Raw genomic sequence first — 12,319 nt, 5'->3', positions numbered from 1 at the left:
CATGACCATCAGCAACACCGGAACCGGTGACGTCGACCCGGCCGTCCGCGCCGAGCTGTCCCGGCTGCGCGACAGCATCGACAACATCGACGCCGCCGTCGTCCACATGCTCGCCGAGCGTTTCAAGTGCACCCAGCAGGTCGGCCACCTCAAGGCCGCCCACCAGCTGCCGCCGGCCGACCCCGCCCGCGAGGCCCGCCAGATCGCACGGCTGCGCGGCCTCGCCGAGAGCGCCAAACTCGACCCCGCGTTCGCCGAGAAGTTCCTGAACTTCATCGTGGGCGAGGTCATCCGCCACCACGAGCGCATCGCCGAGGACACCGCGAACGGCACGGCCGGCCCGGCCACCGGCCCCGCCCCCGACGCCGCCCACTGACCCGGCCCCACCTCCCGCACCGATCCGCCACACCGACCCGGCCCCACCTCCCGCACCGAACCGGCACACCGACCCGACTCCACCTCCCGCACCGATCCGCCACACCGACCCGGCCCCACCTCCCGCACCGATCCGCCACACCCCCGGCCGCACCGATCCGGTCACGGCGTGCACGGCAGGTGATCCGTCCGGCACCCCGCGTCAGCACCCCGACGTGAGCTGGACCCCTCAGCGCGCGGGAGGGACGCCGGGCCGTGCCGTCGGATGCCGAGATCCTCATCGTGGCGGCCTCCGCGTCGCCGGCCAGCACCGCCTCGCCCTGGAGAAGGAGCTGCGCCGGCTGCGCGCCCGCCCGGCCGCCGTACCACAGGCGACGAGACATACGCCGCGAAGCGAACCGCCCCTGTGCGATGCCGGTGCCATCAGGCAGCATGTCCTGCATGTCCGTACTCACGCGCGACGAAGCGCAGACCCGTGCCCAGCTCCTCGACGTCCAGCGGTACACGATCGACCTCGATCTGACGACCGGCGACGAGACCTTCGACTCCCGCACCCGGATCCGCTTCACCGCCCGGACGGACGCGGACACCTTCGTGGAGCTGAAGCCGGCCGAGCTGCGCACCGTCACCCTGGACGGACAGCCCCTCGACCCCGACACCCTCGACGGCAACCGCCTGCCGCTGAAGAACCTCACCGCCGGCGAGCACGAGCTGCACATCGACGCGGCCATGCGCTACTCCCGCACCGGCGAGGGCATGCACCGCTTCACCGACCCCAGCGACGGCGAGACCTACCTCTACACCCAGCTGTTCATGGAGGACGTCCAACGCGTCTTCGCCGCCTTCGACCAGCCCGACCTCAAATCCGTCTTCGAACTGACCGTGACGGCGCCCAAAAACTGGACCGTCCTCGCCAACGGCATCACCGAACACCTCGGCGCAGGCCGCTGGAAGGCCGCGGCCACCCCGCCGATCTCCACCTACCTCGTCGCCGTCGCCGCCGGCCCCTGGCACACCCTGCGCACCGAACACCGCGGCCTGCCCTTCGGCATCCACTGCCGCCGCTCGCTCGCCCCCTACCTCGACGCCGACGCCGAGGAGATCCTCGACATCACCCGCGCCTGCTTCGACCGCTACCACGAGAAGTTCGCCGAGCCCTACCCGTTCGACTCCTACGACCAGGCGTTCGTCCCCGAGTTCAACGCCGGCGCCATGGAGAACCCCGGACTGGTCACCTTCCGCGACGAGTTCGTCTACCGCTCCGCCGTCACCGACACCGAACGGCAGATCCGCGCCATGGTCATCGCCCACGAGATGGCCCACATGTGGTTCGGCGACCTCGTCACCCTCCAGTGGTGGGACGACATCTGGCTGAACGAGTCCTTCGCCGAGTACATGGGCTACCAGACCACCCTCGAAGCCACCCGCTTCACCCAGCCCTGGGTCGAGTTCGGCGTCACCCGCAAGGCCTGGGGCTACGACGCCGACCAGCGCCCCTCCACCCACCCCGTCGCCCCCGAAGCCGTCCCCGACACCGCCTCCGCGCTGCTCAACTTCGACGGCATCTCCTACGCCAAGGGCGCCTCGGCGCTCCGCCAGCTCGTCACCTGGCTCGGCGAGAAGGACTTCCTCGCCGGCATCAACACCCACTTCGCCCGGCACAAGTTCGCCAACGCCACCCTCGCCGACTTCATCGACTCCCTTGCCTCCGCCACCGACCGCGACGTCCACGCCTGGGCCGACGCCTGGCTGCGCACCACCGGAGTCGACACCCTCACCCCCCACATCAACGGCAGCAACGGCGACCGCACACTCACCGTCACCCACACCGGCAGCCGCCCGCACCGCATCGCCGTCGGCCTCTACGACCAGGACCTCACCGACGACAACGGCCTCACCCTGCGCGAACGCGTCGAGATCGACGTCCCCCTCACCACCCCCCACCCCCTCGGCAAGAAGCCCGCCCTGCTGCTCCTCAACGACGGCGACCTCACCTACGCCAAGGTCCGCTTCGACGCCGACTCCTTCGACGCCGTACGCACCACCCTGGCCGGCCTGCCCGACCCGCTCACCCGCGCCGTCGTATGGAACGCGCTGCGCGACGCCGTCCGCGACGGCGAACTGCCGCCCACCGCCTACCTCGACACCGCCCGCACCCACCTGCCGCACGAGCGCGACCTCGCCCTCGTCCAAGGCGTCCTCGCCTTCGCCTCCGGCCAGATCACCGACCGTTACGTCACCCCCCGGCAGCGGCCCGCCGCCCTGGCCACCCTCACCGACCTGTGCCGCGACCTCATCCGCCGTACCGAGGACGGCGACCACCCCGGCCTGCGCCTGATCGCCGTACGCCACTGCATCGACACCGCCGCCCACCCCGACACCATCGCCGCCTGGCTCACCGACGGCATCGTGCCCGGCGGCCCTGAACTCGACCCCGACCTGCGCTGGCGCGTACTGACCCGGCTCGCCGTCCTCGGCGCCACCGACGAAGCCGCCATCGCCGCCGAACTCGACCGCGACCCCTCCGCCACCGGCCAGGAAGGCGCCGCCCGCTGCCGCGCCGCCCTCCCCGACGCCGACGCGAAGGCCCACGCCTGGCACACCATGTTCGGCGGCGACGACCTGTCCAACTACCTCTTCATCGCCACCGCCCAGGGCTTCTGGCAGCCCGAACAAGTCGGCCTCGTGCGGCCCTACGTCGAGCGCTACTACGAGGACGCGGTCGCCGTCGCCGCCCGCCGCGGCCCCGCCATGGCCGACGCCGCCGGCCGCTGGGCGTTCCCCGTCCACGCCGTCGACACCGACACCCTCCGCCTCGGCGAGGAGTGCCTGCGCCACGCCGACCCCATCCCGGCGCTGCGCCGCAAGCTCGCCGACCAACTCGACGACCTCGCAAGGGCCCTGCGGGTGAGGGCCAAGGCGGAGGAGTAGGACCACAGGCGTAGGGCACGGCTGGTCGCATTGACCGGCGCCACCGGCAACGTCGGCCGTGCCCTCGTCCACCGCCTGCTCGCCGCCGGCGCCCCCGTCAGGGCGCTCACCCGCGACCCGCAGCGCGCCGACCTCCCCGAAGGCGCCGACGTCGTCCGCACCCCCCGGAGCGACCCCGCCGAGCCCACCGCCGCATTCGACGGCGTCACCCGCGTGTTCCTCTACGCCCAGGCCGCGGACCTGCTCCCCGCGATCCGCGCCGCCGGCGCACGCCACGTCGTACTGCTGTCCTCCAGCATCATCCAGGAAGGCGCCGACGACCCCACCCACCCCATCCACGCCATGCACGCCCACGTCGAAGCGCAACTGCGCGACAGCGGCCTCGGCTTCACCCTCCTGCGCCCCGGCGCCTTCGCCACCAACGCCCTCCTGGGGGTACCTCCCTGCTCGAAGAGCTTGGGGGAGCCACCCAGGTCCGTGCCGGACACACCGCCGTCCGCGGCGTCCACGCCGACGGCCTGACCGCGCCCCTCCACGAGGACGACATCGCCGCCGTCGCCGAACGCGCCCTCCTCGACACCGGCCACGAAGGCGCCGTCCACCGCCTCACCGGCCCCACGGCGATCAGCAACGCCGACCAGATCACCGCCATCGGCCGGGCCGCCGGCCGCGACCTGCGCTTCGTCGAGATCCCGCCCCACGAGGCCGGCGCCGAACTCTTCCCGCACGTGCCGCCACAGATGCTCGACCGGCTGCTGCGCACCTTCGCCGACACCGTCGGCACACCCCCCGGGATCACCCCCACCGTCGAGAAGATCACCGGCACCCCCGCCCGCACCTTCACCGAGTGGGCCACCGACCACGCCGCCGACTTCCACGCCTGACCCCCCGGCCTACCCGGCCGCCCCCCACCCCTGACCCCCGCCCCACCCCCCTCCACGGCCGCAGGACACCGCCCGTACCCCCAACACGCCACCCCCGCAAGGACGTACCCCCTTCAGGGTGGCGATCGTTGGATATTCCGGGCGTGCCCCAACCTTCCGCGTACAAGCTGGAAGCCCCGTCCCGCGGCCGACCGGAGGATCACCATGAGCACGCCGCCCCTCGCCTCGGGGCCCAACGGCCCCGAAGAGCTGCGCCCCCTGCTCGACACCGTCCTCGACGCCCTCACCGAAGGCACCCGCGCCCGCCCCGGCCCCCTGCCCGCCGGCGGCCCCCACCAGGTCACCGCCCGCCTGCGCGACACCCTCGGCGACATCCTGCCCGACCACGGCGACCCGGCCGCCCTGCACACCCTCATCACCGCCCTCGCCGCCGGAGCCGCCGACCCCGCCCACCCCCTGTGCGCCGCCCACCTGCACTGCCCACCCCTCGCCGTCGCCACCGCCGCCGACCTCGCCGCGTCCGCCCTCAACCCCTCCCTCGACTCCTGGGACCAGGCCCCCACCGCCACCGCCCTCGAAACCCTCGTCACCGAAGCCCTCGCCCGCCTGGCCGGCACCGCCGACGCCCTCATCACCAGCGGCGGCACCGAATCCAACCACCTCGCCCTGCTCCTCGCCCGCGAGCAGCACGGCCCGGCCCTACGCCTGCTCACCGGCGCCAACGCCCACCACTCCCTCACCCGCGCCGCCTGGCTGCTCGGCCTGCCCGACCCCGTGACCGTCCCCGCACCCGGCGGCACCCTCGACCCCGCCGCCCTCGACGACGCCCTCACCGCACTACCCGGCCCCCACCTCGTCGCCGCCACCGCCGGCACCACCGACGCCGGCCTCATCGACCCCCTCACCGACATCGCCGCCCGCTGCGCCGCCCACGGCGCCCGCCTCCACATCGACGCCGCCTACGGAGGCGCACTCCTCTTCAGCGACCGCCACCGACACCGCCTCACCGGCCTCGACGCCGCCCACACCATCACCCTCGACCTGCACAAACTCGGCTGGCAGCCCGTCCCCGCCGGAGTCCTCGCCGTCCGCGACCCAGCCGACCTCACCCCCCTCGACCAGCGCGCCGACTACCTCAACGCCGCCGACGACACCGACGCCGGCCTGCCCGACCTCCTCGGCCGCTCCCTGCACACCACCCGCCGCCCCGACGCACTGAAAATCGCCGCCACCCTCACCACCCTCGGCCGGCACGGCCTCGGCGCCCTCGTCGACACAGTCCTCGACCTCGCCCAGGAACTCGCCACCCTCGTCAAGGACCACCCCGCCCTCGACCTCTACGACACCCCCACCCTCAGCACCGTCCTGTTCCGCCCCACCGGCGCCCCCGACACCACCGTCGCCGCCCTGCGCCGCACCCTCCTCGACCAGGGCCGCGCCGTCCTCGGCCGCGCCAAACCCGACGGCCGCCTCTGGCTGAAAGCCACCCTCCTCAACCCCCGCACCGACACCGGCGACCTGGCCACACTCCTCACCCACGTCCAGGACGCACTCGTGGAAGGAACCACCCCCCGATGACCCCGCCCCCCACCGCCCCCGGCACCCCCCGCGACCTCGTCGGCATCGGCATCGGCCCCGCCAACCTCTCCCTCGCCGCCCTCGCCCAGCCACTCACCGAACTCGACACCGCCTTCTACGAACAGCGCCCCGGCTTCACCTGGCACCCCGGACTGCTCCTCGACGGCGCCACCGTCCAAGTGCCCTTCCTCGCCGACCTCGTCACCCTCGTCGACCCCACCAGCCGCTGGACCTTCCTCAACCACCTCAAGGCCCACGACCGGCTCTTCCCCTTCTACTTCGCCGAACGCTTCCACATCCAGCGCACCGAATACGACGCCTACTGCCGCTGGGTCGCCGCCCACCTCCCCGCACTCCACTTCCGCCACCAGGTCGACGCCGTGCGCTGGAACCCCGAACGCGACGTCTTCGAAGTCGACTACACCCAACTCGACACCGACGGCGAAGCCGAAGCCCTCGGCCGCACCCACACCCGCAACATCGTCCTCGGCATCGGCACCGAACCGTACGTCCCCGAACCCCTCAAACCCCTCGCCGACGCCCCCGGCGTACCCGTCCTGCACGCCGCCGACTACCTCCACCACCGCGACACCCTCCTCACCGCCGACCACATCACCGTCGTCGGCTCCGGCCAGTCAGGCGCCGAAATCTTCCTCGACCTGCTCCGCCACCGCCCCACCGGACGCGAACGCCTCACCTGGATCGGCCGCACCGAAGCCTTCGCCCCCATGGAGTACTCCAAACTCGGCCTGGAACACTTCACCCCCGACTACACCCGCTACTTCCACGCCCTCCCCGAACCCGTCCGCGACCAACTCGTCGCCGCCCAATGGCAACTCCACAAAGGCATCAGCGCCGACACCCTCGCCGCCGTCCACGACGAGCTCTACCGCCGCACCCAGCACGGCACCTGGCCCGACGCCGTCCTCACCCCCGGCGTCCGCGTCCGCACCGCCGGCCGCCTCGCCACCACCAAAGTCGAACTCCACCTCGAACACATCCAGCAGGGCACCCGCACCCGCCTCACCACCGACGCCGTCGTCCTCGCCACCGGCTACCGCGAACGCCCCCTCAACCACCTCCTCGCCGGACTCGACCCCTACCTGCGCCGCGACAGCGGCGACCGCCCCCGCATCGACGAGCACTACCGCCTCGTCCTCGACCCCTCCGTCACCGGCTCCATCCACGTACAGAACGCCGAACGCCACACCCACGGCGTCGGCGCCCCCGACCTCGGCCTCGCCGCCTGGCGCAGCGCCACCATCCTCAACTCCCTCACCGGCAAAGAGACCTACCCCCTCCCCACCCGCACCGCCTTCACCACCTTCGGCCTCCAGCCCACCCCGCAGGTACCCACCGCCCGCCGCCCACAAGAACTCACCCCCCTCACCGACAGCCGCTGAAACACACCAGGGCGGGCCGGCACCCCGCCGACCCGCCCCGCGACACCCCACCGACCTCAGAACATCGGCACCCCGTCACGCGTCAGCTTCCAGTCCACCGACGCGAAGTCCCTCGGATCCAGCACACCCTTCGCCGTCACCCACTCCGCGATCCGCGTACGGATCTCCGTCGACTCCGACCACAACTCCTTCGCCGACGCCACGAACGGGAACGCACCACCACCATTCGCCCGGTAGTTGTTCACCGCCAGCACGAACTGCTGCGCATCATCCAGCGGAGCGCCATTGAAGGTGAGATTCCTGATCCGCGACCCGGCCGGCTGCGCGACGTCGATGTCGTACACCAGACCCGACACATAGTCGTAGTTGTAGTCCGGACGCCCACCCGCGTTCGTCAACTGCTCCACGTCGACCGGCGCACCCGGCGCCGTCTGCACGTAGTACTCCGCCGAGAACTCCAGATACGCCCGCAACTGCGCACCCGTCATCAACTTCGCGACCAGCGTGTTGTCGTACACATACAGACTCGACAGATCCCGGATCGTCACATTCCCCGCCGGGATCTCCGACGTCCGCGAGAACGGCGACGCCTGCGCCACCACCGGCAGCGACGCATACTGCGTCCCCGCCAGCGCCGCCTTCACCACGTCCTCCTGCACCTTCGTGATCAGGTCGATGATCGGCGCGTCCTTGTACCGCGCCTCCACCGTCGTCAGCGTCTGAGTCGCCTTGCCGACCACCTGGTTGACGTACGTCACGACCTTCGCGTGCTGCTCCGCCAGCAGCCTCGTGATCCGCGGATCGTCCGCCACGCTCTTGGAGTCACGCAGCGACGCCGCGACCGACTCCACCTCCCAGCAGCCCCGGCGGAACACCAGCTCGACGTCGAACACCGTCAGCCGCTCCGCGTAGCACAGCGGCTCCGACAGCACGACCGTCTTCCCCGTCTGCTCGTTGACGACCCGCAGCTCCGGAATCTCCAGATGCGCGTGCCCCACCAGGATCGCGTCGATCCCCGGCACCTGCTTCGCCACGTTCGCCGCCGCGTTCTCCACATACGGCACCTGGTCACCGTAGGACGACGTCCCCGACGTACCCGAATGCGCGGACACGATCACCACGTCCGCACCCATCGACCTCAGCTTCGGCACCCACTTCGCCGCCTGCTCCTCAAGACCCGGGAACGCCAGCTTCCCCTGCACATACGCCTTGTCCCAGATCGCGATCCCCGGATTGGTCAACCCCAGCACCGCCACCTTCACCGGGCGGGCGCCCTTCACGTGGAACGTCCTCATCACATACGGCGGAAACGCCGGCCGCAACGTCTTCGCGTCCACCGCGTTCGCACCCAGCAGAGGGAAGTCCAGCTGCTCCTCGAACTTGCGCAGCGTCTCGATGCCGTAGTTGAACTCATGGTTGCCCAGCGCCGCCGCGTCGTACCCGATCGCGTTCATCGCCCGCGCCATCGGATGCACCGGACCACCCTTCGCGGTGATCGGATCCACCTTCGCGAAGTAGTACGTCAGCGGCGTGCCCTGAATGGTGTCACCCGCATCCAGCAGCAGCGTGTTCTCCCGGCCCCGCTCCGCACGGATCTCGTTCACCAGCGTCGAGATACGCGCCAGGCCCAGCGCGTTGCCCGCCTTGTCGGCGTACTCCGCGTCCTTGAAATAATCCCAGTTGAAGACGTGCCCGTGCAGGTCCGTCGTCCCCATCACGGTCAGCGCATACCGCTTCTCGCCCGGCCGCCGAGCGGGTGCCGCCTGCGCGGCCGGCGCCGCCACCGCGCCCGCCACCGCCACCCCCGCCCCGGTCACGGCCGACTTCTCCAGAAACTTCCGGCGGTTCAACGCCATGGGGCTGCCTCTCCTCGCAGTACGTCCACACGGAACAGGACACCGACGCGCACCACGCGAACGAAAACGACGCGCGTAGATAACACGCGTAGATTCTGACCCGCACACGCCACCACGCAACAGGGCCCGAAGGTTTCGATCTGGTGACCACAACTGCCAAAGTGACCCGTATGACCCCCACTTCAGCCACCCCCGCCCTCCCCTACGGCACCCCCGACGCACCCCGCATCTCCGTCCGCGGCGAAGCCCACCTCGAAACCGACCCCGAACTCGCCCGCATCGGCATCACCGTCACCGCCCGCGGCCGCGACCGCCGCACCACCCTCGACGACCTCACCCGCCGCAACACCGCCGCCCTCGACCTCATCAAGTCCTACGGCGACGCCGTCGCACACATCGAGACCGGCGCCCTCACCCTCACCCCCGAACTCACCCACAAAGGCCGCGGCGAACACATCCGCACCCACCACGGCGCCATCCACCACACCGCCGAACTCACCGACTTCACCGCACTCGGCGAACTCACCACCCGCCTCGCCGACCTCGAACTCACCCGCATCGACGGCCCCTGGTGGTCCCTGCGCCCCGACTCACCCCTCCACCGCACCGCACGCACCCAGGCCGTCCAAGCCGCCGTCCAACGCGCCCGCGAATACGCCGAAGCCCTCGGCACCACCCTCGCCGCCCTCGTCGAACTCGCCGACACCGGCACCGACGACACCCCGCAACCCCGCACCCCCGGCCGAATGCGCTCCATGTCCTTCGCCGGCCCCGCCGAAACCGAACCCGCACCCCTCGACCTCCAACCCCAGCGCCAGCACGTCCACGCCGAGATCACCGCACGCTTCACGATGAACCCACCGCGCCTGTGACGCTCCCCCGGAATTCCGGCATTCGAAAAAACGGCCGGACCACCCGAAAGAATGACCCCTCCCCGCTCATCAGAGCGCACCGGCGCACAATTCAACACTTGTCCAAAGCGCTTCACCCAAAGGTTGTCGAGTAGTCACGCCCGGCCAATTCTCTACCCACCGGTAAGTCATAGGCTCGACTCATGCGCCGAGCAAAAATCGTCTGCACCCTGGGCCCCGCCACCGACACATACGACCAGATCAAAGCCCTGGTCGACGCCGGAATGGACGTCGCCCGCTTCAACCTCAGCCACGGCGGCCACGCCGAACACGAGGAGCGGTACCACCACGTGCGCAAGGCCGCCGACGAAACCGGCCGCAGCGTCGGCATCCTCGCCGACCTTCAGGGCCCGAAGATCCGCCTCGGCCGCTTCACCGAAGGCCCCGTACTCCTTGAACGCGGCGACACCTTCACCATCACCGTCGAAGACGGCGCCGAAGGCAACCACGACCAGTGCGGCACCACCTACCACGGCCTCGCCGACGACGTCACCCCCGGCGAACGCATCCTCGTCGACGACGGAAAAGTCTGCCTCGAAGTCACCGGCATCGACGGCCCCCGCGTCCACACCCGCGTCATCGAAGGCGGCATGGTCTCCGACCACAAAGGCCTCAACCTCCCCGGCGTCGCCGTCTCCGTCCCCGCCCTCTCCAAAAAAGACGAAGACGACCTCCGCTGGGCCCTGCACACCGGCTTCGACACCATCGCCCTCTCCTTCGTCCGCTCCGGCAAGGACATCCTCGACGTCCACCGCATCATGGACGAAGAAGGCCGCCGCCTCCCCGTCATCGCCAAAATCGAAAAACCCCAGGCAGTCGACGCCATCAACGACATCGTCGCCGCCTTCGACGGCATCATGGTCGCCCGCGGCGACCTCGGCGTCGAAATGCCCCTCGAACAAGTCCCCATCGTCCAAAAACGCGCCATCACACTCGCCAAACGCAACGCCAAACCGGTCATCGTCGCCACCCAGATGCTCGACTCCATGATCGAGAACTCGCGCCCCACCCGCGCCGAAGCCAGCGACGTCGCCAACGCCGTCCTCGACGGCACCGACGCCGTGATGCTCTCCGGCGAGACCAGCGTCGGCAAACACGCCATCGACACGGTCAAGACCATGGCCAAGATCGTCGCCGCCGCCGAGGAAGACATGCTCGCCCCCGGCCTACCGCCCCTCACCGACAGCAACAAACCCCGCACCCAGGGCGGCGCCGTCGCCCGCGCCGCCGCCGAAATGGGCGACTTCCTCGGCGCGAAGTTCCTCGTCGCCTTCACCCAATCCGGCGACACCGCCCGCCGCCTCTCCCGCTACCGCTCCCCGATCCCCGTCCTCGCCTTCACCCCCGACCCGGCCACCCGCTCCCAGCTCAGCATGACCTGGGGCGTGGAAACCTTCCTCGGCCCCCACGTCGACTCCACCGACGCGATGGTCGACCAGGTGGACGAACTGCTGCTCAAGTACGGCCGCTGCGCGAAGGGCGACGTGGTCGTCATCACGGCCGGCTCCCCGCCCGGCGTCTCCGGCTCGACCAACCTGGTCCGCGTCCACCACATCGGCGAGGACGACAGCCCGAAGTAGCGGGGTCAGTACTTGGGGCCGACGTGGGCGTCCATGAGGGCGACGGAGGCTTTGCGGGCGATGGAGATGTTGAACGGGTCGGCCCCGCGAGCCAGAGTGGTCCACTCGACGCCCACCTTGCGGAGAGTGTCGGTGAAGAGGTCCCTGATGTCGTCCGACTTGTTGGCGAAGAAGTAGCGCGGATATTCGTACCGCTTGCGCTCACCGCCGACGAGCCGGGTGGTCCAGTTGGTGATCCGGCACCCGTCGGAGTGGATCAGGCCCCGGATGAAGTCCCAGGGGTGCGCGTCGACGATGGCCTGCTGCCAGGGTTCGAGGGCGATCTTGCGGTCATGCTTCTTGCCGGGACCGTGCTGGGGGAAGAGGCAAGGTAAGTGCTTGGAGTAGATCTTCACGTTGCGGCAACCGATCTTGCGAACCCGGCACACCGCGTTGCCCGGGAAGACGGCAAGCATCGCCTCCTCGCAGGCGTCCATGAGACCCGGCCACGACTCGGTGCAGGTGATCATGAGGTTGGGGACATGGTGCTGCGAGTAGTGGCTGATGTGCCCGTCGCCGAGGTAGAGGCCGAGTAGATAGCTGTACGCGGCTTCGTCGAGCTCGCGTCCGTGGCACCGCGGACATGGTGGACCGTGACGTCCCGGGCACTCGCCGCGCTTGGCTCGGTCCATGTGCTTCCAATAGCTGACGGTGCCTGTTGGCACATTTAGCTTGCGAGCCACGTCCGCGTTTTTCGCTCCGCTGCGGAGCAGTGTGAGCGCCTTCTGTCGCACGTCAGTGCCATGGAAGATCATGCGACCA

At 70.3% G+C, this 12,319-nt stretch carries 10 protein-coding genes; 8 read left to right on the top strand and 2 right to left on the bottom strand.

The features are described 5' to 3' along the window. Position 1: 1 nt before the first annotated feature. From AC0B9F_RS00780 to AC0B9F_RS00755, 6 genes are all read left to right on the top strand, one after another. A complete protein-coding gene (locus tag AC0B9F_RS00780; protein WP_471998037.1) occupies positions 2-376 on the top strand; it encodes a chorismate mutase in 375 nt (124 codons plus the stop codon). A 440-nt stretch (positions 377-816) separates the two neighbouring features. Further along, on the top strand, positions 817-3,306 hold the full coding sequence (gene pepN / locus AC0B9F_RS00775) for an aminopeptidase N (protein WP_471998035.1): 2,490 nt from the start codon (positions 817-819) through the stop codon (positions 3,304-3,306). A gap of 30 nt (positions 3,307-3,336) precedes the next feature. Then, positions 3,337-3,828 carry an SDR family oxidoreductase gene (locus AC0B9F_RS00770; protein WP_471998034.1) on the top strand — a complete coding sequence of 164 codons (492 nt, stop codon included), beginning with the start codon at positions 3,337-3,339 and terminating at the stop codon, positions 3,826-3,828. A gap of 206 nt (positions 3,829-4,034) precedes the next feature. Next, positions 4,035-4,190: a hypothetical protein gene (locus AC0B9F_RS00765; RefSeq protein WP_471998032.1), complete on the top strand. Its 156-nt coding sequence runs from the start codon at positions 4,035-4,037 to the stop codon at positions 4,188-4,190. Between the two features lie 204 nt (positions 4,191-4,394). Beyond that, positions 4,395-5,768: a pyridoxal phosphate-dependent decarboxylase family protein gene (locus AC0B9F_RS00760; RefSeq protein WP_471998031.1), complete on the top strand. Its 1,374-nt coding sequence runs from the start codon at positions 4,395-4,397 to the stop codon at positions 5,766-5,768. After that, positions 5,765-7,171, top strand: coding sequence for a lysine N(6)-hydroxylase/L-ornithine N(5)-oxygenase family protein (locus AC0B9F_RS00755; protein ID WP_471998030.1), 1,407 nt, complete (start codon positions 5,765-5,767; stop codon positions 7,169-7,171). The genes AC0B9F_RS00760 and AC0B9F_RS00755 overlap by 4 nt, the downstream gene beginning before the upstream one ends. Positions 7,172-7,227: 56 nt before the next feature. Here AC0B9F_RS00755 and AC0B9F_RS00750 read toward each other — a convergent pair whose 3' ends face one another. Further along, complete coding sequence (locus AC0B9F_RS00750; protein ID WP_471998028.1) at positions 7,228-9,027, bottom strand: bifunctional metallophosphatase/5'-nucleotidase; 1,800 nt, start codon at positions 9,025-9,027, stop codon at positions 7,228-7,230. A gap of 170 nt (positions 9,028-9,197) precedes the next feature. Here AC0B9F_RS00750 and AC0B9F_RS00745 point away from each other — a divergent pair, with 170 nt between their 5' ends. Together AC0B9F_RS00745 and pyk are read left to right on the top strand one after the other, a co-directional pair. Next, positions 9,198-9,899 (top strand): SIMPL domain-containing protein, encoded by a 702-nt coding sequence (locus AC0B9F_RS00745; protein WP_471998027.1) that lies wholly within the window; start codon positions 9,198-9,200, stop codon positions 9,897-9,899. A 182-nt stretch (positions 9,900-10,081) separates the two neighbouring features. After that, positions 10,082-11,518, top strand: coding sequence for a pyruvate kinase (gene pyk, locus AC0B9F_RS00740; protein ID WP_471998026.1), 1,437 nt, complete (start codon positions 10,082-10,084; stop codon positions 11,516-11,518). A 5-nt stretch (positions 11,519-11,523) separates the two neighbouring features. Here pyk and AC0B9F_RS00735 read toward each other — a convergent pair whose 3' ends face one another. After that, positions 11,524-12,312 carry a helix-turn-helix domain-containing protein gene (locus AC0B9F_RS00735; RefSeq protein ID WP_471998025.1) on the bottom strand — a complete coding sequence of 263 codons (789 nt, stop codon included), beginning with the start codon at positions 12,310-12,312 and terminating at the stop codon, positions 11,524-11,526. Between the last annotated feature and the right edge of the window lie 7 nt (positions 12,313-12,319).

This window comes from Streptomyces sp. NPDC097129 (assembly GCF_055668065.1).
The sequence above is the reverse complement of the archived record's forward strand: the minus strand, read 5'-3'. Positions and strand labels throughout refer to the sequence as shown.

What these genes read in the sequence shown, in the direction of transcription:
- AC0B9F_RS00755 (WP_471998030.1), top strand. Translation starts at nt 5,765, where the DNA reads ATGACCCCGCCCCCCACCGCCCCCGGCACCCCCCGCGACCTCGTCGGC.
- AC0B9F_RS00745 (WP_471998027.1), top strand. Translation starts at nt 9,198, where the DNA reads ATGACCCCCACTTCAGCCACCCCCGCCCTCCCCTACGGCACCCCCGAC.
- pepN (WP_471998035.1), top strand. Translation starts at nt 817, where the DNA reads ATGTCCGTACTCACGCGCGACGAAGCGCAGACCCGTGCCCAGCTCCTC.
- AC0B9F_RS00750 (WP_471998028.1), bottom strand. Translation starts at nt 9,027, where the DNA reads ATGGCGTTGAACCGCCGGAAGTTTCTGGAGAAGTCGGCCGTGACCGGG.
- AC0B9F_RS00780 (WP_471998037.1), top strand. Translation starts at nt 2, where the DNA reads ATGACCATCAGCAACACCGGAACCGGTGACGTCGACCCGGCCGTCCGC.
- pyk (WP_471998026.1), top strand. Translation starts at nt 10,082, where the DNA reads ATGCGCCGAGCAAAAATCGTCTGCACCCTGGGCCCCGCCACCGACACA.
- AC0B9F_RS00735 (WP_471998025.1), bottom strand. Translation starts at nt 12,312, where the DNA reads ATGATCTTCCATGGCACTGACGTGCGACAGAAGGCGCTCACACTGCTC.
- AC0B9F_RS00760 (WP_471998031.1), top strand. Translation starts at nt 4,395, where the DNA reads ATGAGCACGCCGCCCCTCGCCTCGGGGCCCAACGGCCCCGAAGAGCTG.